Here is a 25,325-nt window from a genome sequence, read left to right on the forward strand (position 1 = left end):
ACGGGCAACCGCTCGCTCGGATACTGACCCCGGTACCTGATACGGCCGGGGCAGACACCTAGGAGAAACACCATGCCGAAGCCCACCAAGGGTGCCCGTATGGGCGGCAGCGCCGCGCACGAGAAGCTGATGCTCGCGAACCTCGCGAAGTCGCTTTTCGAGCACGGCCGGATCACCACCACCGAGGCGAAGGCGCGCAAGCTGCGTCCGTACGCCGAGCGTCTGGTCACCAAGGCGAAGAAGGGCGACCTTCACAACCGCCGTCAGGTGCTCCAGGTCATCACGGACAAGAGCATCGTCCACACGCTCTTCACCGAGATCGGCCCGCGCTACGAGAACCGTCCGGGTGGCTACACCCGCATCACCAAGATCGGTAACCGCCGTGGCGACAACGCGCCCATGGCTGTCATCGAGCTGGTCGAGGCGCTGACGGTGGCGCAGGAGGCGACCGGCGAGGCCGAGGCCGCGACCAAGCGTGCCGCGAAGGATGCCGAGGCCTCTGAGGCTCAGGTCGATGTGACCAAGGCCGATGACGCCGAGGAGTCCAAGGACGCCTGAGCGTCTGCCGGGGGCTGTTCGTCGGCGGCTGCGGGCTCGTTGTGGCTTGTCGCGCAGTTCCCCGCGCCCCTTGAGGGCGTTCGCGGGTCCGTTCCTTTCGAGGGGCGGGCCCGCTTTTGTGTTGCTGAGAGGATCTGTACGTGAGTGATGAAGCAGCAGCCGGTTACGTGCGTGTGCGTCTCGATCTGTCGTACGACGGGAGCGAGTTCTCCGGGTGGGCCAAACAGGCCGGGGGGCGGCGGACCGTGCAGGGGGAGATCGAGGACGCTCTGCGGACCGTGACGCGCTCGGGGGAGACGTACGAGCTGACCGTGGCGGGGCGCACCGATGCCGGGGTGCATGCCCGGGGGCAGGTGGCGCATGTCGATCTGCCGCGTGAGGTCTGGGCCGAGCACCACCCGAAGCTGCTGAAGCGGCTCGCCGGGCGGCTGCCCAGGGACGTGCGGGTGTGGGCCCTCAGGGAGGCGCCCAGTGGCTTCAACGCGCGGTTCTCAGCGATCTGGAGGCGGTACGCGTACCGGGTCACGGACAATCCCGGGGGCGTCGATCCGCTGCTGCGCAACCATGTGCTGTGGCACGACTGGCCCTTGGACGTCGATGCCATGAACGAGGCCGCGCGGCGGCTGCTCGGGGAGCACGACTTCGCCGCCTACTGCAAGAAGCGGGAGGGCGCGACGACGATCCGTACGCTCCAGGAGCTGAGTCTCGTGAAGGGCGACGACGGGATCATCACCGCGACCGTGCGGGCCGACGCCTTCTGCCACAACATGGTGCGTTCGCTGATCGGGGCGCTGCTGTTCGTGGGCGACGGGCACCGGCCGCCGGACTGGCCCGCGAAGGTGCTGGCGGCCGGCGTGCGGGACTCGGCCGTGCACGTCGTACGGCCGCACGGGCTGACGCTGGAGGAGGTCGGCTACCCGGCCGACGAACTGCTCGCAGCGCGCAGCAAGGAGGCGCGGAACAAGCGGTCGCTGCCGTCCGCGCGGTGCTGCTGACCGGCTTCCAGGGGCCCCTCACCGGTGGGCGGAGTTCCAGGTGGTGACCAGGCCGGAGAGGGCCGCGGTGGCGCCGTCGGCGTCGTTGCCGTCGCCGCGTGCCTTGGGGGAGAGCTCCACGTGGAGGAACTTGGCGTGGTGGCGCTCCGCGGCCTTGCCCTGGACGTTCGTGGCGCCTTCCAGGGGGCAGCGGGCCGACCAGCCCCGGCACACCCGCAGCCCGTCGGCCTGCATGGCGTCGGCCAGAGCGGCGGCCTCGGTGAGGGTGCTCCGCGCGGCCCCGGTGGAGAGCACGGCCTCGTAGGGGCGGTCCGAGTCCTTGGCGAAGCCGTGCAGTTGCACGCCCGGGACGTCGCGTTTCTGGAGCTCCACGACGATGGCGTGGAAGACGCTGTCCGCCGTGTGGGCGACGTCGGCGGCGTCGCGCCGGCCCGCATCGCGGTGTGCGCCGGCGAGGACCAGTGAGCCGCCGGGGTTGTCCTCCAGGAGCCGCACGCCGAGGCGTTCGGTGTCCCGGTCGGAGACCGGGTGCGGTACCTGGGCGTTCCAGCGGACGTCGGAGTCGGCGGTCAGGTAGAGGCGCCCCCAGCGTTCGGCCCGGCCGGGGCCGGAGGCGGCGATCTCGTCGTACCTGCGGCCGGACTCGGTGTCGGTGAGGCGGGTGAGCTTCAGGCCGAGGGGGTCGAGCAGTCGTTCGGCCTTCGTGGCGTCGCCGTCCAGGAGGTGGCCGACGCTCTCGGCGACGCGCTCGCGCTGGGTGTCGTCCGGCGGGGAGTACGCGGCGTCGGGCTCCAGGTCCGCCGTGTACGCGAGGATCCTGCTGCGGAGGTCCACCAGCTCCCGGGCGCCCGGAGTGGAGTCGTCAGTTGACCGGTCTGGTGCCGATTGACAGCCGAACAAGGCGAGGGCAAGTCCGATTTGGACCATAATTCGAGTCAAGTGTGACTGTCTTGTGACGGTAACTTCCGTGGTGCTTGTGTGCTTCATGTGAATATGATGCGGTGACATTTCGTAAACCTCTCCGGATCGCCCGGGCGGCAAGCGCTTTCGCGGCCATCATCGCCGTGACGACCGCGTGTACCTCCGCGGCCTCCGCACCTCAGGTGAAGCCGGATGGCCGCTCGTTCACCGTCGCCGCCGCCGGTGACGTGCTGATCCACCCCGAGCTGGTCGACCAGGCCGCCAAGGATGCCAAGGAGACCGGCGAGGGCGAGGCCGGGCTGGACTTCGGGCCGCTGCTCGCCGGGATCAAGCCGGTCATCAGCGAGGCCGACCTGGCCATCTGTCACATGGAGACGCCCGTCGGAAAGCCGCGGGGGCCCTTCGAGGGGTACCCGGAGTTCCTCGTGCCGCCGCAGATCCTGACGACGCTCAAGGACGTGGGCTACGACACCTGCTCGACGGCCTCCAACCACACTTACGACCACGGCCTCGGGGCCGTGCGGCGCACCTTGAACGCCATGGACGAGGCCGGCCTCGGGCACACCGGCTCCGCCCGCACGCCCGAGGAAGCGGAACGGATCAACATCCGTGACGTCAACGGCGTCAAGGTCGCCCACCTCTCGTTCTCCTGGATGTCGTTCCTGAACCCGACGCCCGAAAAGGAGAAGTGGGCGTTCAACCAGATCGGCACGGACGCGATCAAGGACGCCGAGGCCCGCGCCCGCGAGAAGGGCGCCGAGGTCGTCATCCTCTCGGTCCACTGGGGCCTGGAGCACTACAACGAACCGAGTGTTCCCCAGTTGCAGTTGGCGGAGCGGCTCACCGAGGAGACCGGGGTCGACCTGGTGATCGGGCACCACGCCCATGTGGTGCAGCCGATCCAGAAGGTGAACGGCACCTGGATCGCCTACAGCCTGGGCAACCAGGTCGCCCGGCACTCCTCGCCCACCGGGCTCACCGAGGAGGGCGCGATCGGCTGGTTCGAGTTCCGCGAGACGACCGACGGCTGGGACGTCTCGGCCCGCTACGCCACGACGCTGGTGGACATCCCGCCCGAGGTGGAGGCCGGTGAGAAGCCGCCCGCCGGCGCGGTCGAGGACCACCGGGTGGTGGACGTACGGCGGGCGCTCGACGAGCCGGGCGACCTCTCCGAGGAGCGGCTCGCCCGCTACCGGCTGGCGGCCGACCGCACGCGTGGCTTCCTGTACAACCGCGGGGCGCCGGGGGGCGACGGCCTGAAGGAGCTCACGCTGGAGCGTGACTAGCGCCACAGCGCATACGGGGCGACCGGCGCAACTTCGGCGCTCCCCAACAGTCTTGTATACGGCGGTCCGTTGCCACTCCCGCGGGAGCGGTGTTCTGTGCGGCCGTTCTTCACCCAGAGAGGCCGGAGGAGACCACCGGTGACACCCACCCGCGCCGTGCGCCCCGTGAAGGGGGGACGGCGGCGCAGCCGGAGACGCGCGGACATGCCGCTGCTGGGCGGCGTCCGTCCCCCGATCGCGCTGCTGTGCGTGCTGGTGCTGGCCCTCGCCGGCCTCACCGCCCAGGTGCTCGGCCCCGCCGGCGAGCAGGCCGTACCGCAGGCGGTGCTCTCCTCGCAGCGGCACTTCGCGGAGGACGGCGCCATCGCCCTGCGCGCCTCGATCGACGAGCGGGTCACCGACCTCAACCGCACCGCCGCCGCGCTGAACGCGGGGCCGCCGGTGAAGCCCGAGCGCGTCCTGTCCGACCTGGGGAAGACCTACCAGAAGTGGACGGGCACCACGGTCCTGGACCTGGAGAGCGGCAAGGTGCTGGCCGCCAGGGGGGAAACGATTCCCCTCGGGTGGCTCGACAAGGACGTCCTCACCGGGGACACGGCCCTCAAGCCCCGCATGGTGCGGCTGGAGACCGGTGACGTACGCCTGATGACCATGGCCGTCCTGGACTTCGAGGACCGGCCGCAGCAGCTGCTGGTCGCCTCCAACAGCCTGTCCGTGCCCGCCATCAACCTGGGCCAGTTCCGCTCCATGGCGGTCGTCGCCACCGGCGGGGAGATCCTCGCGACGGCCGGCTTCGAGCAGTCCGAGGCGCTCAACTCCGACCAGGAGCGCAAGGAACTCGGCTTCCTCCAGAAGCAGATGAGCGGGCTGTCCGCCAAGGCGGCACGGGAGACCGAGCAGGACCCGGTCAGCGCCAGGGAGCCAGGCTCCCGCGGCTACCCCGGTGTCAGCGGGACCCTGGTCGGAGGGAGCTACAACGGCCGTGTCGCCACGGCCGGTTACGCCTCCCTCTCGTCCGCCGACCCGGAGGAGAAGAAGAGCGTCGGCGCGGGCCTCGGGCTCACCGTCGTCGCCCTGCTGCCCGTGGTCCAGCAGGAGGGCGCCGCTGCGGACCGGGAGCTGTACGGGCTGCTGGCGGCCGGAGCTCTGGTGGTGCTCGGACTGCTCGCCGCGGCCGTGCTGTGGGTGACCGTGCAGCGGCCGCTGCTGCGGCTGTTCCTGGAGTCCCGCCGACTGGCCCGGGGCGACCTGACCCGCCCGGTGGACGTGCCCCGGTGGGGTGAGGCCGCGCGCATCGGCTCCGCACTGGAGAGGCTGCGCGCGCAACTGGGCGGCCCGGCCGATGACCCCGGCGGGCGCCAGCGCGTCAAGGGGCGGTTCGGGGTGCGCGGGCCGCTCGCGCTGACCGCCGTACTGCTGCTGCTGTGGTGTGTGCCCGTCGGCCTCCTGCTGAACCGCACCGACGACTCCGTCAGCATTCCCGCCAGCATGGTCGCGGACCAGCGTGACCGCACCGACCTGGTCGCCGACCGGGTGCGCCGGGCGCTCAACGAGGCGCAGGCGGACCTGGTCTCCACGTCCCGGCTGATCGCCCCGGACGACGCCGACGCCGCCCGCGCACTGCTCGAGGAGACCCTGCGCGAGCACACCCGCTACGAGGCGCTGTACCTCCTCGACGAGGACGGCGAGGTCGTCGCCCGCGCGGGCGAGGAACCGCGCGCCGGTTTCGCCGACGCGGACGAGCTGCCGCTGGTCCGCGTGGCCGGCAAGGGGGAGAAGAAGCCGGTCGTCCAGGCCGGGGCGCCCCTGCCGGACCACAAGGGCATGACCCTGGTCGGCGAGGTCCGGGTCGAGTTCCTCAACTCCCTGCTGAAGCGGCCCGGCCTCGGCGAGGTCCGCGTGGTCGACTCCAAGACGCAGACCATCGCCGCCAGCGACGGCTTCCTGGCCTTCGAGGACCTGCCGCGCGACGCGCTCACCGATCTCGTCCAGGCCGGCAGCGTCCACGTCGGCGCCGGTCCCGTCGAGAACGGCCTGCTGATCCGCGAGGGGCGCGGGACCACGGTCGCCGCGGCCGCCCCGTTCTCCGGCGGCGGTGTGGCGGCCGACATCGGCTGGACCGTGGTCAGCTGGCAGAACGCCAAGGACTTCCAGATCACCCCGTACGAGCGCGAGGACCGCAGCGTCCTGGCCGGACTGCTCGGTCTGGCCCTGATCGTCGTCTGCCTCGGCTGGTTGTACCTGGTCGTGGCCCGGCCGATGCGGGCCCTGGCGGCCGGCGCCGAGAAGCTGGCCGACGGCGACCTCAAGTCCGTGCTGTACCCCCGCTACCAGGACGAGGTCGGCGCCGTCGTGCGCAGCCTCGAACTGCTCCGCCAGCAACTCCAGGCCCGTAAGCAGACCCAGGCGCGCCGGCTCGCGGAGCCGGAAGCCGGCGTTCGGGGAAGGTGACCCAGCCGTGCTCTATCTGTACTTCGTCCTGCTCACCGGCAGTGTGCTGCTGCTGGTGGCGGGCATCGTGGAACAGCGCCGGCACTACGCCAGCCTGCACAGCATCCCGTCGCGCGTGCTCGTGAACGGCATCCGCGGCAAGTCCTCCATCACCCGGCTGTGCGCCGGGGCGCTGCGCGGCGGCGACCTGGTGACCGTGGCGAAGACCACGGGCACGGCGGCCCGGTTCATCCACCCGGACGCCACCGAGGAGCCGGTCTACCGCAAGTTCGGCATCGCCAACGTGGTGGAGCAGATCGGCATCGTGCGCCGGGCCGCCACCTACCGGCCCGACGCCCTCGTCATCGAGTGCATGGCCGTCATGCCGGCCCTCCAGGAGGTGAACCAGAGCAAGCTGATCCGCTCCACGATCGGCGTGCTGTGCAACGTCCGCGAGGACCACCTCGCCGAGATGGGGCCCACCCTCGACGACGTGGCGCGGTCGCTGTGCCGCTCCATGCCGGAGGACGGCATCTGCGTCACCGCCGAGAAGGAGCGCTTCCACATCCTCCAGGAGGAGGCCGACGCCCGTAACTGCCAGCTCATCTACGCCGACCCGGAGACCGTCACCGACGAGGAGCTGCGCGGCTTCAGCTGGTTCACCTTCAAGGAGAACGTCGCGATCGCCCTCGTCGTGGCCGAACTGCTCGGCGTGGAACGGCGCGTCGCCCTCCAGGGCATGTACGACGCCCCGCCGGACCCGGGCGTGCTGTCGGTCGAGCGCTACGCGACGCCCGAGGGCAAGCGGCTCGCCTTCGCCAACGTCTTCGCGGCGAACGACCCCGAGTCGACGCTGATGAACATCAACCAGCTGCTCGACCTCGGAGCCATCCACCGGCCGCTGAACGTCGTGATCAACTGCCGGCCCGACCGCGTGGAGCGCAACGGGCAGATGGGCGAGATCATCCCCGACCTCCAGCCGGACCACGTCTTCGTCATCGGGCACCCCGCCAAGAGCGCGATCGACGCCATCCCCGCCGAGTGGCGCGACCGCGCCATCGACCTCGGGGGTGAGCGCCGGTCGGCCGAGGAGTTCATGCCCGCCCTGCTGGAGCGCCTGGCCGCCGACTCCTCCCTGGTCGCCATCGGCAACATCCACGGCCAGGGCGAGGAACTGCTGGAGTACCTGGCCGAACTCCCGGCGGACGAGTCCGCCCCCGCGGAAGCGGACCGGCCCGCGGACGCCCCGGTGCCGCCGCATCAGCCGGCGCGCCTGGACCCGTACGCCTCATACCCCGTGGCCTATGAGGAGCGCTACCAGGCCTCGCAGACCCAGGAGATCCCGGTGGTCCGCATCCCCGCTCAGCAGCGCCAGCCGTCGTGGGCCCAGCAGCACGCCGCTCAGCACCAGGGCCAGTACGGCCAGGGGCAGGGCCAGTACGCCGCCCCGGTCCAGGAGACCTGGCCGTACGGCGACGACGCGGGCGGCGGTCATCCGTACCCGGCGGCCGACGGCGGTGGGCAGCATCCGCGCCACTGACCTCCACGGGCGGGGACGACACCCCGTGCCCGCACGCCTGAGCCGACCGCCCCGCACCACGACCCGCACCCGTGCCCGGAGACCCCGTTGACCACCGCCGCCCTGACCCCCGAGATGGCCGCCCTCGGCATCGCCATCGGCCTGTTCTTCTCGTTGCTGTGCTACCTGACCACCAACCTGTCGCCCGGCGGCATGATCACGCCGGGCTGGCTCGCCCTGACCCTCATCGAGGACCTCCAGCGGGCGGCCATGGTGGTCGGCGTCACCGCCCTCACCTACGCGGGCACCAAGGTCATGCAGCGGCTGGTGATCCTCTACGGCAAGCGGCTGTTCGCCGCGGTGGTCCTGCTGGGCGTGCTGCTCCAGGCCACCGTGATGATCGTGCTGTCGATCGAGTTCCCGCTGCTGTACGGCAACCAGACCCTCGGCTTCATCGTGCCCGGCCTGATCGCCTACCAGATGGTCCGCCAGCCCAAGGGGGCGACGCTGCTGGCGACCGGCACCGTCTCGCTCATGGCCTACATCGTCGTCGCCGCCGGACTGCTGCTCGGCATCATGCCCACCGTCTGAGACCGGCGTCCCGGCGACTGAGAACCCAGGAGAGAACACATGGCAGGGAAGAAGAAATCGAGGCCGGTCCTCTCCGGCCTCGTGGTGCTGGGGCTCGTCGCGACCTCCGGCTACCTCACCGTGGAGCTCCGCAAGCAGGAGGAGAAGGGCGTCCCGGAGATCACGAACGTCGGCGTGCTGGACGGCTCGGACCGGGCCGGCGGCGCGACGAAGACCCGCGACAAGGGCGGGGAGAGCTGGTCCCGGCTGGAGAACCCCGCCCGCTCCGTGCTGCGCGGCTCCGACGGCCAGGTCAAGGCGGTGTTCACCGACGGGGCGCGCACCGCGACCCTGACCGGACCGGCCCGCACCTTCACCGAGCCCTCGTCGACGAGCTCCAAGGTCTCCACGACGGACTGGGTCCGCCTCATGCCCGAGCCCTGGAAGAACGGCGCGGACAAGGAGAAGTGGTTCAAGGACTGGTACGCCGAGTACGAGTCCAGCAAGGAGGACGACCTCCTGGCCATCTCCTTCCAGTACGTCGCGGGCGCCAAGCAGAAGAAGGACGAGCAGGGCACCGTCTACGCCGGTGACGCCAACTTCGGGCCCCTCAACGCGAACGGGGCGGAGGGCGGCGACCTGCGCCTGGAGCAGTCCGACTTCTACGACTACCTCGGCGTCCAGTACCCCTTCCGGGACGGCGTGATCGGCCAGCCGGAGACCGCGCGCGCCCGGTCGATCGACTGCTCGGGGTACATGCGGATGGTGTTCGGCTACCGCGCCCGCTACCCGCTCATGTCCTCGGACGAGTCGGGCGACGGCCTGCCGCGCACCGCCAACGGCATGGCCCGCTCCAAGCAGGGTGCCGACATCCTGCCGCTCACCGGCATCTCGCCCGAGGACCGGCCCACCGGCATCGACCAGCTCCAGCCCGGCGACCTCGTCTTCTTCAAGCTCGACACCCGGACGAAGCAGCGCCTGGACCACGTCGGCATGGTGCTCGGCTACGACACCGAGGGCCACCTGCTCTTCGTCTCCAGCCGCGAGGAGGTAAACGGCCCGACCATCGGCGACGTCGGCGGAGTGTCCCGGCTGGACGGCAACGGCTACTACGCCAAGACGCTGCGCAGCGCGAAGAGGCTGTGACCGGGTGACCGGCCGCGGCCGGTCACCCGTTGGCCGCGGCCGACGCCTGTGCCTGGCCGCGGCGGTGGATCTGGCGGAACGTGAACAGCTGGAGGTTGTCGCCCGTGGCGAACACCTCGGTGTCCTTCGTCGTGACGTCCTTGCCGCTGGTGAAGCCGGCGTTGGTGAAGTAGGCGTAGCGGCCGTAGGAGTTGCTGGTCGTGCGGCAGAACCCGGACTCGCAGAAGCCCTTCACGCCGCCGCCGGAGAGCGACTTGACGAAGCTCTTCTTGTTGGTCTGGCTCTTGGCCTTGGCGGCCTGTGCCTCGGTGTCGAAGACCGCCACGCCGACCGTCACCGCGATGCCGTCCCTGGTGTAGGTGACGCGTATCAGCCGCGTGCAGTCGTTCGCGGTGAGGATTTTCGGGAGGGTGCCGCCCGAGGCCGAGGCGCAGTTCTCGGTGTCGGCCGTGGGGCCCTTCTTGTACGTCGTCTCGCCCATGGTCAGCTGGGTGCCGGGGAAGAGGGCGTCCGGGCTGAGCGGAGCCGTGTCCTTCTTCGCGCTGGCGATGAAGTCCTTCGGGTCCAGCGGGGGCGGGGCGCTGGTCGGGGCGAACGACGGGGCCGAGGCCGACTCGCTCGGGATGTCGGCCGAGGGCACCTGGGAGGTCGGGCTGTTCGCCTGGTTGTCGCCGCCCGCCGAGACCACGGCCACGGCGACGGCAGCGCCGATCGCGACGGTGGCGAGCGCGCCGCCGCCGACCAGGAACAGCCGGCGTCGTTTGTTACGGGCCTCGGACGCCTCGGCGAGCGCGGCCCAGTCCGGAGACTGGCCGCCCCCGCTGCTCCAGGGCTGCTGCGACTGCGGTTTCCATGGATCCCACTGGGACTGGGGTCCCCCCTGCCCAAAGCTCATGTGGCGCATCTTAGACGGGACATGGTGCGTGCTGGTCCGCGTGGTTGGGCCCTCGAGCCCCTAGCGTTCCTCCCATGCGGACGGGCAAAGGCGACATCTGCGGGTGGTTGGGGCGACTGCTGCCGGCCGGGGTGCTGCTGGTGTGCCTGTGGTCCTGGCCGGTGGCCGCGGTCGGGGTGTGGCCGTCCGTCCTGGTCGGGGCGCTGCGGGCGCTGCGCCGTCCGCGCGGTGGCGGCTCCCTGGCCGGGTGGTGCGCCGCCGTGGCCGTCGACGTGCTGCTGTCGTCCGTGTTCCCGTACGTGCGGCCGGTGCGGCGCCGGACGCTGAGGAGGGCCGTTACCCTGTGTGCGGGCCTGTGCGTCTGCGTGGCGGATCGCCGGCGATGATCCCGCGTTTTGACCCCTGTGGTGAGCCCCGGTATTCTGCTCTTTCGTTGTGTATTGGCTTGCTCATTCTCACGGGACGGGCCCTTACACCGGTCCACCGGGCCGATGACCAGCGACCAGCACGCGGTTTGCGTCACCGCAGTGCGGTCAAGGCTGTCGTGATCGTTTCGGTGACCTGTTATGGACCATTCACTCGAAGCGAAGGCTACGAACCGTGCGTACGTACAGCCCCAAGCCCGGCGATGTGACGCGCCAGTGGCACGTCATCGACGCCCAGGACGTTGTCCTGGGTCGTCTCGCCACCACCGCAGCGACCCTCCTCCGGGGCAAGCACAAGCCGATCTACGCGCCCCACGTCGACGCTGGTGACTTCGTCATCATCATCAACGCGGACAAGGTGCACCTGTCCGGCAACAAGCGCACCCAGAAGATGGCGTACCGCCACTCCGGCTACCCGGGTGGTCTGCGCTCCGTCCGTTACGACGAGCTGCTCGACAAGAACCCCGAGAAGGCCATCGAGAAGGCCGTCAAGGGCATGCTCCCCAAGAACACTCTGGGCCGTCAGATGCTCTCGAAGCTGAAGGTCTACAAGGGTGACCAGCACCCGCACGGCGCGCAGCAGCCGCAGCCGTACGAGATCACCCAGGTCGCGCAGTAAGTCCGGCCACCCCCTAAGACTGAAGAGAATCTGAGGAGAATCGTGGCCGAGACCACTGCCGAGCAGCCGCTCGAAGAGCTTGACATCGACAGCTACACCACCGAGTCCGAGGTCCCCGTCGAGGGTGAGTACACCTCGGAGTCCATGGCCTCCCGCTTCGGCGAGCCCCAGCCGGCCGCCGGCCTGGGCCGTCGCAAGAACGCCATCGCCCGCGTCCGGATCATCCCGGGCACCGGCAAGTGGAAGATCAACGGGCGCACCCTCGAGGACTACTTCCCGAACAAGGTGCACCAGCAGGAAGTCAACGAGCCCTTCAAGGTGCTCGAGCTCGAGGGCCGCTACGACGTCGTCGCCCGCATCGCCGGTGGCGGTGTCTCCGGTCAGGCCGGTGCGCTCCGTCTCGGTGTCGCCCGCGCGCTGAACGAGGCGGATGTCGACAACAACCGCGGCCCGCTGAAGAAGGCCGGCTTCCTCAAGCGCGACGACCGTGCGGTCGAGCGCAAGAAGGCCGGTCTGAAGAAGGCCCGCAAGGCCCCGCAGTACAGCAAGCGCTAATCGCGTCGCTGTCGTTGCGACTGTCTTCGCAACGTTGCGCCTGATTTCGCAACGATCGCCCCGGCGGCACGTTCTGTGCCGCCGGGGCGTTCCCGTACACAACCCCTGCGGATGTCGGACCGTCCCCGGGGATGTACTGGAGCCGCACTCTCTCGCAATTCGGAGGACACCACAGTGGGACGACTCTTCGGCACGGACGGCGTGCGCGGTGTCGCCAACGCGGATCTGACGGCGGAGATGGCCCTCGGCCTCTCCGTGGCCGCGGCGCACGTACTGGCCGAGGCGGGCACGTTCGAGGGACACCGGCCGACCGCGGTGGTCGGGCGGGATCCGCGTGCGTCCGGGGAGTTCCTGGAGGCCGCCGTGGTCGCGGGCCTCGCCAGCGCCGGCGTGGACGTCCTGCGGGTCGGCGTGCTGCCGACGCCGGCGGTGGCGTACCTGACCGGTGAGCTCGGCGCCGACCTCGGTGTGATGCTCTCCGCGAGCCACAACGCCATGCCCGACAACGGCATCAAGTTCTTCGCCCGCGGCGGGCACAAGCTCGCCGACGAGCTGGAGGACCGGATCGAGTCCGTCTACGAGGAGCACCGCACCGGCGCCCCGTGGGACCGGCCGACCGGGGCCGGAGTGGGCCGCGTGCGCGACTCCGAGGAGGGCGCCGACCGGTACGTCGAGCATCTGCTGCGCGTCCTGCCGAACCGGCTCGACGGGCTGAAGGTCGTCCTCGACGAGGCGCACGGCGCCGCCTACCGGGTCTCGCCCGAGGTGTTCCAGCGGGCCGGTGCCGAGGTCGTCACGATCGGGGCCGAGCCGGACGGGCTCAACATCAACGACGGGTGCGGCTCCACGCACCTGGACAAGATCAAGGCCGCCGTCGTCGAGCACGGGGCCGACCTGGGCATCGCGCACGACGGGGACGCCGACCGGTGCCTCGCCGTGGACCACACCGGCGAGGAGGTGGACGGCGACCAGATCCTGGCCGTGCTCGCCCTGGCCATGCGCGAGGCCTCCACGCTGCGGTCCGACACGGTCGTGGCGACGGTGATGTCCAACCTCGGCTTCAAGCTCGCCATGGAGCGTGAGGGCATCCGGCTCGTGCAGACCGCCGTGGGCGACCGGTACGTGCTGGAGGAGATGAAGGAGCACGGGTTCGCCCTCGGGGGCGAGCAGTCCGGGCACGTGATCATCCTCGACCACGCGACGACGGGCGACGGCACGCTGACGGGGCTGCTGCTGGCGGCGCGGGTCGCGCAGAGCGGGCGTCCGCTGCGGGAGCTGGCGTCGGTGATGGAGCGGCTGCCGCAGGTGCTGATCAATGTGCGGGACGTCGACAAGTCCCGGGTGACGACGTCGGCGGAGCTGTCCTCGGCGGTTGCCGACGCGGAGCGGGAGCTGGGCGCGACCGGGCGGGTGCTGTTGCGGTCCTCGGGGACCGAGCCGTTGGTTCGCGTGATGGTGGAGGCGGCTGACATCGAGCAGGCTCGGGCTGTTGCCGGGCGGTTGGCCGATGTGGTGAAGTCCGCGCTCGGTTAGGGAGCGGGCCCGGGGGTGGGGGGTTCTGCTGTGGGCGGGCTGCGGGTCGTGTGTGGCCTGTCGCGCAGTTCCCCGCGCCCCTGAAGACGCTGCCCCTACGGCGTCTGCTTGCGCTGCTTGGACCACAACCACCTCTGTGCCAGCAAGGTCAGCGTGCCGGCGACGATGATGCCCAGCAGGTTCAGCAGAAGCTGCTCCGTGGAACCCCAGGTCTGGTTCATGTCGCCGTAGCTGAGGGCTACGGCGGCGTTCGCGGCTGCCGGGACCGTGGTCACCGAGATGGCCACGCCCACCAGGGCGCCCGACTTCGCCGACGTCAGGGAGAGCGTCCCGGCGATGCCGGCCAGGACCGCCACGACGAACGAGAACCAGTCGGGGGCGTAGATGAAGCCCGTGTTGGGGCGGTCCGCGCTGAGTTGCCGCTCGCTGAACAGGTCGACCGCGTCCATGAAGAGGCTGAAGCCGACCGTCACCGCCATCGCCACCGCGAAGCCCACCAGGAGGGCGATCAGCGAGCGCAGGGCCAGGCGTGCTTTGCTGCGGACGATCGCGGTGCAGATGCCGGCGAGAGGGCCGAACTCCGGGCCCACCGCCATGGCGCCCACGATCAGGATCGCGTTGTCCAGGACGACACCGCAGGCCGCGATCATGGTGGCCAGGGTGATGAACGCGAGGTACGTGGCGGAGAGGGTCGACTCCTCGTGCGTCGCTTCGGTCAGTTGCTCCCACAGGACCGCGTCCGCGCCCTCGCCGGGTGCGTCGGCCGCGGCCTGGTCGGCCCGCTCGGACAGCGACAGGTCGATGGCCTCGACGGCGATGGAGCCATTGGTGTCGATGCCGAGTCCCCGCAGGCCGGTGAGCAGTTCGTCGCCCGCCTCGCGCGCCACGTCGCACATCACGACGTCCCCGGCGGGGTCGCGGGCGGCGTCCGGCAGCACGACGAGGTGCGTGGTGCCGACCGTCTTGTCGATCAGCCGCACCACGTCGTCGGTCTTCTCGGACGGCGTGATCAGGCGCAAGTGGAGCATGACGGCTATCTAACCGGTCTTTCCCCCGACGTCACAGCTTGCGCAGGCTGAGGCGCTGCACCTTGTGGTCCAAGCCCTTGCGCAGGACGAGGGTGGCGCGGCCGCGGGTGGGGGCGATGTTCTCCACCAGGTTGGGCCGGTTGATCGTGCGCCACATCGTCCGGGCGTAGTCGAGGGCCTCCTCCTCCGAGACCTGGGTGTACTTGCGGAAGTACGAGGACGGGTTCTGGAACGCGGTCGCGCGTAGCTTGCGGAAGCGGTTCAGGTACCAGTGCTCGATGTCCTCGACGCGGGCGTCGACGTACACGCTGAAGTCGAAGTAGTCGGCGAGGCCGACCCGGGTGCGGCCGTCCTTGCCGGGGAGGGCGGGCTGGAGGACGTTCAGGCCCTCGACGATCAGGATGTCGGGGCGGCGGACCGTGAGCTTCTTGTCGGGGACGATGTCGTAGATCAGGTGGGAGTAGACGGGTGCCGTGACCTCGTCCTTGCCGGCCTTGATGTCGGCGACGAAGCGGGTCAGCGCGCGGCGGTCGTAGGACTCGGGGAAGCCCTTGCGCGACATCAGGCCGCGGGCCTGGAGCTCCTTGGTGGGCAGCAGGAAGCCGTCGGTGGTGACCAGTTCGACGCGCGGGTGTTCCGGCCAGCGCGAGAGCAGGGCCTGGAGGAGGCGGGCGACCGTCGACTTGCCCACGGCGACCGAGCCGGCGACTCCTATGACGAACGGAGTGCCGGACTGGGAGCCCTGCTCGCCCAGGAAGGTGTTGAGCGCGCCTCTGAGGCCGTCCGTGGCACCGACGTAGAGGTTGAGGAGTCTGGACAGCGGGAGATAGATGTCCCGGACCTCGTCGAGGTCGATGACATCGCCGAGACCGCGCAGTTTCTCGACCTCCTCGGCCGTGAGCGGCAGCGGCGTCTTGTCGCGCAACGCGCTCCACTCGGCTCGGGTGAGGTCGACGTAGGGAGTCGCCTCCGGCCGCTGCCGGTGGGCGCTCCGGGGCATCGAGGAGACCGGAGAGATCACAGTCCATTGTTACGGGCGTACGAACGGACCGTGAGGTGGGATCCGTCACGCAGGGTCCTTAGGTCGTCCTATTTGGGAGAAAACCGGCTAAGGGGAGGAATGTCAGTGGCGTGCGTCACAGTTGTGGGAAGGGTGGGCCCAGGCCGGGGTCCAGGAACGCCGAGGGGTGACCCATGACGTATGCGATAGAGGCGGAAGGTCTGGTCAAACGGTTCAAGGAGACCGAGGCGCTGGCCGGTGTCGATCTGGCGGCCCGCAAGGGCACGGTGCTCGGGCTGCTGGGACCCAACGGTGCGGGCAAGACGACCGCGGTGCGGATCTTCGCCACGCTGCTGCGCCCGGACGGGGGCACGGCCCGGGTGGCCGGCCACGACGTGGTCCGGGAGGCCGGAGTCGTGCGGGCCATGGTCGGGCTGACCGGGCAGTACGCGGCGGTCGACGAGAACCTGACCGGTACGGAGAATCTGCTGCTCATCGGCCGGCTGCTGGGCCTGCCGAGGCGGGAGGCGAAGGCGCGGGCGGGGGAGCTGCTGGAGCGTTTCCAGCTGACGGACGCGGCCGGCCGGGCCGTGAAGACGTTCTCGGGAGGCATGCGCCGGCGCCTGGACCTCGCGGCCAGCCTGGTGGGGCGGCCCCGCATCCTCTTCCTCGACGAGCCGACCACGGGCCTCGACCCGCACAGCCGCGGTGAGCTGTGGGACATGCTGCGCGGCCTGGTCGCGGACGGTGCGACCGCCCTGCTGACCACGCAGTACCTGAACGAGGCCGATGTGCTCGCCGACGACATCGTGGTGATCGACAAGGGCCGGGTGATCGCCGAGGGCACGCCGGACCGGCTGAAGGCCCAGGTCGGCGGCCAGGTGCTGGAGCTCCGGCCGATCCTCGGACAGGACCTCACGCGGGCGCACGCGCTGGTGGCCGGGGCCGCCGGGCCGGAAGCCCGGATCGAGGGCGAGATGATCACCGCGCCGGTGAAGGACCCCGAGCTGATGCCGGCCGTCGTGCGCGCTCTGGACCGGGAGGGGATCGCGGTGGGCGAGCTGGCCCTGCGCCGCTCCTCGCTCGACGAGGTCTTCCTGGCCCTGACCGGCCACCGCGCCGAACCGGGCGAGCCCGAGCAGGACGGCGGCACGGCCGTCCGGGGCGAGGACGAGGAAGAGGACGAGCTGGAGAAGGCGGTGAGCCGGTCATGACCGCCACCACCGTCACCGCGCCCGTCACCGCGTCCGGCCGCGTGCCGCCCCTCGCCGGAGTGCGGCAGACCTTCACGATGGCCTGGCGGAGCCTGGTAGCCGTCAAGCACAACCCGCTCGAACTGGTCGACTACAGCATCACGCCGATCATGTTCGTGTTCCTCTTCACCTACGTGCTGGGCGGGCAGATGGCCGGATCGCCCGACGCGTATCTGAAGTACGCGCTGCCCGGGATCATCGTGCAGAACACCCTGTTCATGACGATGTACACGGCGATGGCACTCAACACCGACCTCACCAAAGGTGTCTTCGACCGGCTGCGCAGCCTGCCCATCGCGCGCTCGGCCCCGCTGATCGGGCGGATCACGGCCGACCTCGCGAAGCACGTGTGGGCGATGCTGCTGATGATCGGTCTCGGACTGGCGCTCGGCTTCCGCGTCACCGGCGGGTTCGACGGGTTCCTGCTCGGCGTGCTGCTGGTGGTGGTGTTCGCCGCGGCCGTGTCGTGGTGCGCGGTACTGATCGGGATGCTGGCCGGTGACGCGGAGAAGGTGCAGGCGTTCGCCTTCACCCTGATCTTCCCGATCACCTTCACCAGCAGCGCCTTCGTCGTCGTCGACACCATGCCGGGCTGGCTCCAGGCGTGGAGCGACGTCAACCCGGTCACGCACCTGTCCGACGCCTTCCGCGGGCTGCTGCTCGGCGGGGCGGTGGCGGAGCCGGTGCTGTGGTCGCTGGTGTGGGCGGCGGTGATCGCGCTCGTGTTCTATCCGCTGGCGATGAGGGCCTATCGGGCGAAGGCGTGAGATCGAGGGGTCAGACCTTCGTACCCCGGTGGGAATTTCCGATTCCGGGCACGCTACGGCCGGTTCGGCGCGGGCATGGACCCTAAGCTGCCGCCCATGTGTGGAATCGTGGGATACGTGGGACCGCAGTCGGCGCTCGAGGTCGTGATGGCCGGGCTGAAGCGGCTGGAGTACCGGGGGTACGACTCGGCGGGCGTCGCCGTGCTGGCCGACGGCGGGCTCGCGGCGGCCAAGAAGGCAGGCAAGCTCCTCAACCTGGAGAAGGAACTGGACGGCAAGCCACTGCCGACCGGTACGACGGGCATCGGACACACCCGGTGGGCCACACACGGCGGACCGACGGATGCCAATGCCCACCCGCACATCGACAACGCGGGCCGGGTCGCGGTGGTGCACAACGGCATCATCGAGAACTTCGCCCTGCTGCGGGCCGAGTTGGAGGAGCGGGGGCACGAGCTGGCCTCCGAGACCGACACCGAGGTCGTCGCGCACCTGCTCGCCGAGGAGTTCTCGTCGTGCGCGGACCTCGCCGAGGCGATGCGGCTGGTGTGCCGGCGGCTGGAAGGCGCCTTCACGCTGGTCGCGGTGCACGCCGACGAGCCGGACGTGGTGGTGGGCGCGCGGCGCAACTCGCCGCTGGTGGTGGGTGTCGGAGAGGGCGAGGCCTTTCTCGCCTCGGACGTCGCCGCGTTCATCGCCCACACGCGGTCGGCGATCGAGCTGGGGCAGGACCAGGTGGTGGAGCTGCGCCGGGACGGCGTGACGGTGACGGGCTTCGACGGCCGCCCGGCCGACGTCCGCTCGTACCACGTCGACTGGGACGCGTCGGCCGCGGAGAAGGGAGGCTACGACTACTTCATGCTCAAGGAGATCGCCGAGCAGCCCAAGGCGGTCGCCGACACGCTGCTGGGCCGGATCGACGGCTCCGGTTCGCTGAGCTTGGACGAGGTGCGGATCCCCGCGGGGGTGCTGCGGGAGATCGACAAGGTCGTCATCGTCGCGTGCGGTACGGCCTTCCACGCCGGGATGATCGCCAAGTACGCCATCGAGCACTGGACGCGCCTGCCGTGCGAGGTGGAACTGGCCAGTGAGTTCCGCTACCGGGACCCGATCCTGGACGCGCAGACCCTCGTCATCGCCATCTCCCAGTCGGGCGAGACCATGGACACGCTCATGGCGCTGCGGCATGCCCGCGAGCAGGGCTCCAAGGTGCTGGCGATCTGCAACACCAACGGCTCGACGATCCCGCGCGAGTCGGACGCGGTGCTGTACACGCACGCCGGTCCCGAGGTGGCCGTCGCCTCCACCAAGGCGTTCCTGACGCAGCTCGTCGCCTGCTATCTGGTCGCCCTGTATCTGGGCCAGGTGCGGGGCACCAAGTGGGGTGACGAGATCCGGGCGGTGATCCGCGACCTGTCCTCGATCTCCGGCGCGGTGGAGCAGGTCCTGGGCACGATGGAGCCGGTGCGGGAGCTGGCGCGCACGCTCGCCTCGAAGAACACGGTGCTGTTCCTCGGCCGGCACGTGGGGTATCCGGTGGCGCTGGAGGGCGCGCTCAAGCTCAAGGAGCTGGCCTACATGCACGCCGAGGGGTTCGCGGCGGGGGAGCTGAAGCACGGGCCGATCGCCTTGATCGAGGAGGACCTGCCGGTGGTCGTCGTGGTGCCGTCGCCGCGCGGGCGGTCCGTGCTGCACGACAAGATCGTGTCCAACATCCAGGAGATCCGGGCGCGGGGTGCGCGGACGATCGTCATCGCGGAGGAGGGGGACGAGGCGGTGGTGCCGTACGCGGACCACTTGATCCGGGTACCGGTCACGCCGACGCTGCTCCAGCCGCTCGTGGCCACGGTGCCGCTCCAGGTGTTCGCGTGTGAGCTGGCGACGGCTCGCGGGAACGAGGTGGACCAGCCCCGGAACCTGGCGAAGTCGGTGACGGTGGAGTAGCGGAGCGACGGAAAGGGGCGAACGGCCGGTCGCCGTTCGCCCCTGTGCGGCTGGTGACTACCAGTTGATGCAGGTCTTCGGGACCCAGCCGTTCACCTTGTCGCCGCCGTAGTACCACATGTTGCTCTTCTTGCCGCAGGCCTTGTACGAGCCGCCCTTGTAGGCCTTGCCGTCGTTGCAGATCCCGCCACGCTTGCCCTTGCCCCAGATACCGAGGGCGGTGGCGCTCGTCTTCGGCGCGGTGCGGACCTTGACGGTCTCCTTGGCCTTGACGTTGACGATCGCCTTGCTGCAGTCCTTCGGCGGGGCCGCGGCGGCGGTGCCGGCGGTCGCGACGGTGCCGGTGAGGGCCGTTGCGAAGAGAGCTATCGAAGTGGCCGCGGTCCCCAGCGACTTGAACCTCATGGTCGTGCGTCCTCCCGTTGTGTGCGATGCAGTTTGCACATCGCGGTCATCGCGAACTGTACAAGGGGGAGGGGGAGTTCACGTTCGGGGGTTCAGTAGGGGAAGGTCCAGGGCGGCGGCGGCTTGGGGCTGTAGGGGAGCTTGGTCCAGCCGTCGGGGGTCACGTGGTAGAAGTCCCCGTTGTCGCCGTCCATCCGCGAGCTGCCGTTCACGTGCACGACGTCCGCGTGGAGGCGGTAGTGGAAGCCGCCCATCATGCCGACCACCCGGAAGAAGATCCGCACGTCCCGACCCTCCGTCAGGGGGGACAGCGGTGGCAGGAGGTGTTCGATCTCGTCGAAGCAGCTGCCGGTGCGCTCCCGCAGCATCGCGTGGAAGTGGCGCTCCAACGCGTCGGCGGGGGCGGGTAGCTGCCGCACCGCGACCGGCTCCAGCAGTTCCAGCAGATGCGTGTGACCCCGCTCCCGCGCGATGTCCGCCGGGCGCCGTCCGTCACGGGTGCGCTGCGTGCGCCAGGCGCCGTGCGCGATCAGCCGGGAGACGACCGCGATCGTGGCGCCGTGCCAGGCGGCCTGGTGCAGCGGGGCGAACCCGCTGCGGTTCCCGGGGCGGGCGAGATTGACCCGCTCGGGATGCTCCACCAGCTCCCCGAACAGGCCGTCCCAGTCGGCGTCCCGGGCCAGGTCCGAGAACCGGTCCCGCTCCTTCAGGTACCAGTCCCCGTAGCGCTCGCGGTCGGTGAGGCCGTCCCATTCCATGCCGATCATGCTAGGGGGTGTCCGCAAAGTCCCGCCTGCGGGCGGACGACGGGACTTTGCGGACACCCCCTGGTCACCGCCGTCGAGGCCGAAGGCGGGGGAGTCTCGCCGTAGGGTGCTGCGCATGAGCATCATCGGGGTCGGGATCGACGTCGCCGAGATCGATCGGTTCGCGGCGTCGCTGGAGCGTACGCCCGCGTTGGCCGGACGGCTGTTCGTGGAGCGGGAGTTGTTGCTGCCCAGCGGGGAGCGCCGTGGGGTCGCCTCCCTGGCTGCCCGCTTCGCCGCCAAGGAGGCCCTGGCCAAGGCGCTCGGGGCTCCGCCCGGGCTGCTGTGGACCGATGCCGAGGTGTGTGTCGAGGACAGCGGGCAGCCCTGGCTGCGGGTGACCGGGACCGTGGCGGCGCGGGCCGCCGAGCTGGGGGTGCGGTCCTGGCATGTGTCCCTGAGCCATGACGCGGGTGTGGCCTCGGCCGTTGTGATCGCCGAGGGGTGACGGGTGGCGCGGGACGGTTGGCGCGGGGACTTACGACATGCCCCACAGGAGCGTGACCGTGCCGATGAAGCCCACGGCGCCCAGGGTGGTGCCCGCCGCCGCGGTCCACATGCGGCCCGTGCCCTGGCGGGCGTAGTGCATGCCCATCACGCCGAACGTGATGGCGAGCGCTCCGGTCAGCACCGTCCAGGGGATCAGGAACGCCCAGGTGCCCGCGGCGGAGAAGGTGCCCAGGACGAGTGCCGTGGGGCCGAGGGCGGTGGCGGGTGTGTCGGTTTCCGTGGGTGTGGGTGATCCGGCCATGTTCTGCTCCCCCTTTTTGAACGAGTTCAAAATGTGTCTCGATGGTAGCGCGTCGGAGGGAATGGCATGACCACGGTGAAGGGCGTCGACCCTCGCGGTACGCGGCACTGCGAGACGTCGGCTCTGGGAGTGTTGCTGCGGCACCAGGGGATCGATCTGTCCGAGCCCATGCTCTTCGGCCTCGGGTCCGGGCTGTCCTTCATCTACTGGGACAGCAAGAACATGGACTTTCCCTTCCTCGGCGGGCGGGTCAAGCCCTTCGAGCTCACCAGGAACCTGGCCGCCAGACTGGGGCTGGAGCTCGCGGTCCAGGAGACCGGCTCCGCCCGCAAGGCGTGGGAGAACGTGGCGACCGCCGTCGACGCCGGACGCCCCGTCGGGCTCCAGCTCGACAGCTACCACCTGGACTACTTCACCTCGAAGGTGCACTTCGGCGGTCACGTCGTCGCCCTGTACGGCTACGACGAGCACGACGCCTACCTGGTGGACACCGACCAGCAGGGCGGAGCGGTGACCACGAGCCTGAGCGGCCTCGCCCGGGCCAGGGCCGCGCGCGGACCGATGACCGCCAGGCACCGGTCCTTCACACTCACCGCCGACGGGAAGGCGCCCTCGCTGGAGAGTCGGATCATTCCGGCCGTCACCGAATGCGCCGACGCCTTCCTCGACCCGCCCATCGCCAACCTCGGCCACCGAGGCATCGACAAGGCCGGGAAGCTCGTACCCGCCTGGCTCCGGCGCACCGACGCCCCCCGGCGGGACCTGCCGCAGGCCGCCCTGCTGATGGAGAAGGCCGGCACCGGCGGTGCTCTGTTCCGCAACCTCTACCGCGACTTCCTCGCCGAATGCGCCCAGCTGCTCGACAACGGCCACCTGCGCACCGGCCACAGGCTGTACTCGGAAGCGGCCGGCTTGTGGACGGACGTCGCGGCGCTCATCACGGACGCCGGTGAGTCGGGCGATGAGCAGTACCTCGGACGGGCAGGCACCCTCCTGCGCGACATCGCGCGCATCGAACGCGAAGCCATGGAGGCGCTGAGCCGCCTGCGCGGTGAAGCCCCCGCCGGGTGAGGGCGAGGGCTCCACGGGACAGGGCTTCGAGGGCTCGGGCGTCAGCAGATCGACTGGCTGCTGTTCACCCGCGTGATGTTGCGGAACGTCGTGTTCTCGCCGCACGGGCTTTCCCTGATGGCCGAGTTGGTGACCGTCAGGTTCTGGATGGTGATGTCCTTGTTGTTCGGGAACTCCGAGCGGGCGGCCAGGCGCAGTTCGCCGCCGCCCGAGATCGTGCCGCTCTGGGCCGCGAGGTTGACGTTGTAGCAGTTCTCGATCAGGACCGAGTTGTTGCCGGTGTTGGAGATCGTCACCTTGTTGATCGTCGCCCCGCCGCTCTCCGACACGCAGAACACCCCGCGTCCGCCGCCGCGCGCGATGACCTCGCCGACGCGGATGTTGGTCGGGTAGCCGCTGCCGACCCGGCCGTTGCGGTTGGCCATGCGGAAGGCCGCGTAGCCGGTGCCCGTGCCCGCGTTCTCCGCGTCCACCTTGGTGACGTTGGCGTTGATGGTCTGGTTGAGCAGCAGGCCGGACTCGCCGACGTTGCGGGCGGTGACCGTGCCGATGGTGATGCCGTCGACGCCGTAGGTCTCGACGGCATGGCTGGACGCGCCGGAGACGTAGACGTTGTCGATGCGGACGTTGCGCGTCCACTGGCTGGTGTCGCCGCGGTTGTCGATGCGGATGCCCAGGCCGCGGGAGAGGCGCATGTCTATCTGGCCGAGCACGACGTTCTGGACGTTGCGCAGGAAGATGCCGTAGAGCGGGGTGCCGGTGAGCCTGAGGTTCTGGACCTCGACGTCGCGGGTGCCGCGGGAGTAGACCGGCGCCTGGTCGCCGGAGCCGCTGCCGGTGACGTTGATGGTGCCGCAGACGTCGAGGACGGTGTAGCTCGGGAGCGAGATGCGTGAGCCGGCCGAGATCGAGCCCGAGCCGCGGACCACGACCCGCTCCTTCGAGGTGCGGCCCGACGTGAGGCTGTTGACGGCCGCCTGGACGGCGGCGCGCATGTCGGTTCCGGTGTAGACCGTGCTGCCGCCGCGCCGGGCGGTCCAGTTGCCGCCGTTCTGCACGGCCTCGGCCTGGAAGGAGCCGTCTCCGCAGGCAGCCGCTCGCGTGGGGGCTGCGGTGGCGGGGGCGGTCAGGGTGCCGGCGGCGGTGAGGACGGCGGTGGTACCGGCGGCGGCGAGGAATGCGGCTCTGCGTCCCATGGTGGCCTCGGTTTCGTCGAATGTGGGGGGTGTGCAAGCGCTTTCTGCGCGGCCGGTGAGTCTGGCAAAGGGCAGGCAAAGCGTCAATGGATGCGACACGGTCCGGAGTTGAGCGAGATACGGGGGAGTGGCCGGGCGGTCGTACGGGAAACTCGACCGCATGCGTAGTGCGTACAGCGTGGACACGGTCAGGACCGCCGAACGGGAGCTGATGGCGCGGCTGCCGGAGGGGGCGCTGATGCAACGCGCCGCCGCCGGACTCGCCGCGGCCTGCGCCGACCTGCTGGGGCGGGTGTACGGGAGCAGGGTCGTGCTGCTGGTCGGGAGCGGGGACAACGGGGGTGACGCGCTGTACGCCGGGGCCCGGCTGGCCCGGCGCGGGGCCGGTGTCACGGCGGTCCTGCTCGCGCCGGAGCGGGCTCATGCCGGGGGACTCGCGGCGCTGCGGCGGGCCGGGGGGCGGGTCGTGGTCGCCGGTGGGGCCGACGGTGCCGGCGGGGGCGTGGAGGAGCTGGTCGAGCGGGCGGATCTCGTCGTCGACGGGATCGTCGGGATCGGTGGGAAGGGCGGGCTGCGGCCGGACGCGGTGCCGCTGGCCGCCGCCGCCGAGCGGTCGCGGGGCGCCGTGGTCGCCGTCGACCTGCCGAGCGGCGTCGACGCCGACACCGGGGAGGTGCGCGGCGTCGCGGTCCGGGCCGATCTGACGGTGACGTTCGGGACGCACAAACCCGGGCTGCTGATCGATCCGGCCCGGGAGTACGCGGGGTCGGTGCGGCTGGTCGACATCGGTCTTGAGCTGCCGGCCGAGCCGGAGCTGGAGGCGTTGCAGCACGCGGACGTGGCGCGGCTGCTGCCGGTGCCGCGGGCCGAGAGCGACAAGTACCGGCGGGGTGTCGTGGGCATCGCCGCCGGGTCCGCGCGCTACCCCGGGGCCGCCGTGCTCGCCGTCGCCGGGGCGCTGCGGGGCGGGGCCGGGGCCGTGCGGTACGTCGGGCCGGCCGGTGACGCCGTCCTCACACGGTTCCCCGAGACGCTCGTGTCGGACCAGGGGCCGAAGCACGCCGGGCGGGTGCAGGCGTGGGTCGTCGGGCCGGGTGCCGGGGACGACGCGGCGACGGTCGGGGAGGTGCTGGCGGCGGACGTCCCGGTGCTGGTCGACGCGGACGGGCTGCGGCTGGCCGAGGCGGGGGTCGTACGGGCGCGGCGGGCGCCGACTTTGATGACGCCGCATGCCGGGGAGGCGGCGGCGCTGCTCGGGGTCGACCGGGCGGAGGTCGAAGGCGGACGGCTGGCGGCGGCGCGGGAGCTCGCCGGGCGGTACGGGGCGACCGTGCTGTTGAAGGGGTCCACGACGTTGGTCGCCGACTCGGGGGGCGGTGCGGTGCGGGTCAACCCGACGGGGACGTCCTGGCTGGCCACGGCGGGGAGCGGGGACGTGCTGTCGGGGCTGGCGGGGTCGTTGCTGGCGGCGGGGCTTTCCACGGTGGACGCGGGGAGTGTGGGGGCGTATGTGCACGGGCTGGCCGGGAGGCTGGCGGCGGACGGGGCGCCGGTGGGGGCGCATGACGTGGCGGAGGCTGTTCCTGAGGCCTGGCGGAATGTCCTGGGATGAGTGAGACGGAGGTGCGGGTGCCTGGGGTGCCGCATCCGGG

The 25,325-nt window shown here is 70.7% G+C and carries 25 protein-coding genes; 17 read left to right on the plus strand and 8 right to left on the minus strand.

All coding sequences use genetic code 11. The annotated features are described in order from the left end of the window. The first annotated feature begins 72 nt into the window (after positions 1 to 72). Positions 73 to 558: a 50S ribosomal protein L17 gene (gene rplQ, locus ABFX81_RS15770; protein ID WP_086842624.1), complete on the plus strand. Its 486-nt coding sequence runs from the start codon at positions 73 to 75 to the stop codon at positions 556 to 558. Between the two features lie 140 nt (positions 559 to 698). Next, positions 699 to 1,553 carry a tRNA pseudouridine(38-40) synthase TruA gene (gene truA, locus ABFX81_RS15775; protein ID WP_086842622.1) on the plus strand — a complete coding sequence of 285 codons (855 nt, stop codon included), beginning with the start codon at positions 699 to 701 and terminating at the stop codon, positions 1,551 to 1,553. Between the two features lie 18 nt (positions 1,554 to 1,571). Here the strand turns inward: truA and ABFX81_RS15780 are convergent, their stop codons facing one another. Beyond that, complete coding sequence (locus tag ABFX81_RS15780; RefSeq protein WP_428837178.1) at positions 1,572 to 2,387, minus strand: hypothetical protein; 816 nt, start codon at positions 2,385 to 2,387, stop codon at positions 1,572 to 1,574. A gap of 230 nt (positions 2,388 to 2,617) precedes the next feature. Here ABFX81_RS15780 and ABFX81_RS15785 point away from each other — a divergent pair, with 230 nt between their 5' ends. From ABFX81_RS15785 to ABFX81_RS15805, 5 genes are all read left to right on the plus strand, one after another. After that, a complete protein-coding gene (locus tag ABFX81_RS15785; RefSeq protein ID WP_428837179.1) occupies positions 2,618 to 3,760 on the plus strand; it encodes a CapA family protein in 1,143 nt (380 codons plus the stop codon). A gap of 204 nt (positions 3,761 to 3,964) precedes the next feature. Continuing rightward, positions 3,965 to 6,211: a HAMP domain-containing protein gene (locus tag ABFX81_RS15790; RefSeq protein WP_086842620.1), complete on the plus strand. Its 2,247-nt coding sequence runs from the start codon at positions 3,965 to 3,967 to the stop codon at positions 6,209 to 6,211. A gap of 7 nt (positions 6,212 to 6,218) precedes the next feature. Beyond that, a complete protein-coding gene (gene pgsB, locus ABFX81_RS15795; RefSeq protein ID WP_346138213.1) occupies positions 6,219 to 7,730 on the plus strand; it encodes a poly-gamma-glutamate synthase PgsB in 1,512 nt (503 codons plus the stop codon). 87 nt (positions 7,731 to 7,817) lie between these two features. Next, on the plus strand, positions 7,818 to 8,300 hold the full coding sequence (locus tag ABFX81_RS15800) for a poly-gamma-glutamate biosynthesis protein PgsC/CapC (protein ID WP_020276280.1): 483 nt from the start codon (positions 7,818 to 7,820) through the stop codon (positions 8,298 to 8,300). A gap of 39 nt (positions 8,301 to 8,339) precedes the next feature. Then, a complete protein-coding gene (locus ABFX81_RS15805; protein WP_086842618.1) occupies positions 8,340 to 9,425 on the plus strand; it encodes an NlpC/P60 family protein in 1,086 nt (361 codons plus the stop codon). Between the two features lie 22 nt (positions 9,426 to 9,447). Here ABFX81_RS15805 and ABFX81_RS15810 read toward each other — a convergent pair whose 3' ends face one another. Then, complete coding sequence (locus ABFX81_RS15810; protein ID WP_346138214.1) at positions 9,448 to 10,320, minus strand: hypothetical protein; 873 nt, start codon at positions 10,318 to 10,320, stop codon at positions 9,448 to 9,450. Positions 10,321 to 10,394: 74 nt separating this feature from the next. Between ABFX81_RS15810 and ABFX81_RS15815 the strand changes: the two genes are divergently transcribed. From ABFX81_RS15815 to glmM, 4 genes are all read left to right on the plus strand, one after another. Beyond that, positions 10,395 to 10,706 carry a hypothetical protein gene (locus ABFX81_RS15815; protein WP_086854679.1) on the plus strand — a complete coding sequence of 104 codons (312 nt, stop codon included), beginning with the start codon at positions 10,395 to 10,397 and terminating at the stop codon, positions 10,704 to 10,706. A 214-nt stretch (positions 10,707 to 10,920) separates the two neighbouring features. Beyond that, positions 10,921 to 11,364: a 50S ribosomal protein L13 gene (gene rplM, locus ABFX81_RS15820; protein WP_010036634.1), complete on the plus strand. Its 444-nt coding sequence runs from the start codon at positions 10,921 to 10,923 to the stop codon at positions 11,362 to 11,364. A gap of 42 nt (positions 11,365 to 11,406) precedes the next feature. Then, the gene (gene rpsI, locus ABFX81_RS15825; RefSeq protein WP_059424859.1) at positions 11,407 to 11,919 is read left to right on the plus strand and encodes a 30S ribosomal protein S9; all 513 of its coding nucleotides are present in this window, start codon (positions 11,407 to 11,409) and stop codon (positions 11,917 to 11,919) included. Between the two features lie 174 nt (positions 11,920 to 12,093). Next, positions 12,094 to 13,452 (plus strand): phosphoglucosamine mutase, encoded by a 1,359-nt coding sequence (glmM, locus tag ABFX81_RS15830; RefSeq protein ID WP_346138215.1) that lies wholly within the window; start codon positions 12,094 to 12,096, stop codon positions 13,450 to 13,452. A gap of 95 nt (positions 13,453 to 13,547) precedes the next feature. Here glmM and ABFX81_RS15835 read toward each other — a convergent pair whose 3' ends face one another. Then, a complete protein-coding gene (locus tag ABFX81_RS15835; protein ID WP_346138216.1) occupies positions 13,548 to 14,480 on the minus strand; it encodes a DUF389 domain-containing protein in 933 nt (310 codons plus the stop codon). Between the two features lie 31 nt (positions 14,481 to 14,511). Beyond that, positions 14,512 to 15,480: a type I pantothenate kinase gene (gene coaA, locus ABFX81_RS15840; RefSeq protein WP_346138368.1), complete on the minus strand. Its 969-nt coding sequence runs from the start codon at positions 15,478 to 15,480 to the stop codon at positions 14,512 to 14,514. A 194-nt stretch (positions 15,481 to 15,674) separates the two neighbouring features. Here coaA and ABFX81_RS15845 point away from each other — a divergent pair, with 194 nt between their 5' ends. The 3 genes from ABFX81_RS15845 to glmS all read left to right on the plus strand — a co-directional run bounded on the left by ABFX81_RS15845 (position 15,675) and on the right by glmS (position 19,444). Then, entirely contained in the window at positions 15,675 to 16,694 is a 1,020-nt protein-coding gene (locus ABFX81_RS15845; protein ID WP_346138217.1) for an ATP-binding cassette domain-containing protein, read from the plus strand. Then, positions 16,691 to 17,500 (plus strand): ABC transporter permease, encoded by an 810-nt coding sequence (locus ABFX81_RS15850; protein ID WP_346138218.1) that lies wholly within the window; start codon positions 16,691 to 16,693, stop codon positions 17,498 to 17,500. Before ABFX81_RS15845 ends, ABFX81_RS15850 begins: the two co-directional genes overlap by 4 nt. Positions 17,501 to 17,596: 96 nt before the next feature. Then, a complete protein-coding gene (gene glmS, locus ABFX81_RS15855) occupies positions 17,597 to 19,444 on the plus strand; it encodes a glutamine--fructose-6-phosphate transaminase (isomerizing) (protein WP_346138219.1) in 1,848 nt (615 codons plus the stop codon). Positions 19,445 to 19,501: 57 nt separating this feature from the next. On the opposite strand, the gene ABFX81_RS15860 is transcribed toward glmS, so the two are convergent. Then, positions 19,502 to 19,849, minus strand: coding sequence for a hypothetical protein (locus tag ABFX81_RS15860; protein WP_346138220.1), 348 nt, complete (start codon positions 19,847 to 19,849; stop codon positions 19,502 to 19,504). Between the two features lie 92 nt (positions 19,850 to 19,941). Then, entirely contained in the window at positions 19,942 to 20,616 is a 675-nt protein-coding gene (locus tag ABFX81_RS15865) for an ankyrin repeat domain-containing protein (RefSeq protein WP_346138221.1), read from the minus strand. A 115-nt stretch (positions 20,617 to 20,731) separates the two neighbouring features. On the opposite strand from ABFX81_RS15865, the gene ABFX81_RS15870 reads away from it, so the two are divergent. Further along, positions 20,732 to 21,103, plus strand: a complete 372-nt coding sequence (locus tag ABFX81_RS15870; protein WP_086565408.1) for a holo-ACP synthase — start codon at positions 20,732 to 20,734, stop codon at positions 21,101 to 21,103. Between the two features lie 30 nt (positions 21,104 to 21,133). Here the strand turns inward: ABFX81_RS15870 and ABFX81_RS15875 are convergent, their stop codons facing one another. Beyond that, on the minus strand, positions 21,134 to 21,406 hold the full coding sequence (locus ABFX81_RS15875) for a hypothetical protein (RefSeq protein WP_346138222.1): 273 nt from the start codon (positions 21,404 to 21,406) through the stop codon (positions 21,134 to 21,136). A 66-nt stretch (positions 21,407 to 21,472) separates the two neighbouring features. Here ABFX81_RS15875 and ABFX81_RS15880 point away from each other — a divergent pair, with 66 nt between their 5' ends. Then, on the plus strand, positions 21,473 to 22,477 hold the full coding sequence (locus ABFX81_RS15880) for a BtrH N-terminal domain-containing protein (RefSeq protein WP_346138224.1): 1,005 nt from the start codon (positions 21,473 to 21,475) through the stop codon (positions 22,475 to 22,477). A gap of 41 nt (positions 22,478 to 22,518) precedes the next feature. Here ABFX81_RS15880 and ABFX81_RS15885 read toward each other — a convergent pair whose 3' ends face one another. Continuing rightward, positions 22,519 to 23,673 carry a hypothetical protein gene (locus ABFX81_RS15885; RefSeq protein ID WP_346138225.1) on the minus strand — a complete coding sequence of 385 codons (1,155 nt, stop codon included), beginning with the start codon at positions 23,671 to 23,673 and terminating at the stop codon, positions 22,519 to 22,521. A 160-nt stretch (positions 23,674 to 23,833) separates the two neighbouring features. On the opposite strand from ABFX81_RS15885, the gene ABFX81_RS15890 reads away from it, so the two are divergent. After that, on the plus strand, positions 23,834 to 25,285 hold the full coding sequence (locus ABFX81_RS15890; protein WP_346138226.1) for an NAD(P)H-hydrate dehydratase: 1,452 nt from the start codon (positions 23,834 to 23,836) through the stop codon (positions 25,283 to 25,285). Positions 25,286 to 25,325: the final 40 nt, after the last annotated feature.

This window comes from Streptomyces coeruleofuscus (assembly GCF_039532725.1).
Taxonomy (GTDB): domain Bacteria; phylum Actinomycetota; class Actinomycetes; order Streptomycetales; family Streptomycetaceae; genus Streptomyces; species Streptomyces coeruleofuscus.